Raw genomic sequence first — 330 nt, 5'->3', positions numbered from 1 at the left:
ACTCACCGTGATCGGCGTCCAGCTTTTCCAGCAGATCCGGTGAAATCGTCAGGCGATCGCAGCCTGCCAGCGCCTCGATCTGCGCCGTCGAACGGAACGACGCGCCCATCACCACCGTCGGCGAACCGCGGCGCTTGAACTCGGCATACACGCCGCGCACGAACACCACGCCCGGGTCTTCATCGATGCTGGCCGGCGCCTGGCCGTTGGCCACGTACCAATCCAGGATGCGGCCCACGAACGGCGAGATCAGGAACGCCCCGGCCTCGCTGCAGGCCAGCGCCTGGGTCGGATTGAAGATCAGCGTCAGGTTGCAGTCGATCCCTTCGG

General features: G+C 66.1%; 1 protein-coding gene. It reads right to left on the bottom strand.

All coding sequences use genetic code 11. The features are described from left to right. Nucleotides 1-330 (bottom strand): transaldolase family protein (locus QMX81_RS20925; RefSeq protein WP_282264410.1); only part of this gene is annotated, 330 nt, incomplete at both ends.

The sequence above is a fragment of the Stenotrophomonas sp. PS02301 genome, from assembly GCF_029959485.1.
Classification (GTDB): Bacteria; Pseudomonadota; Gammaproteobacteria; order Xanthomonadales; family Xanthomonadaceae; genus Stenotrophomonas; species Stenotrophomonas maltophilia_Z.
Note: the sequence above shows the minus strand (reverse complement) of the source record. Positions and strands in the feature narration are given on the sequence as shown.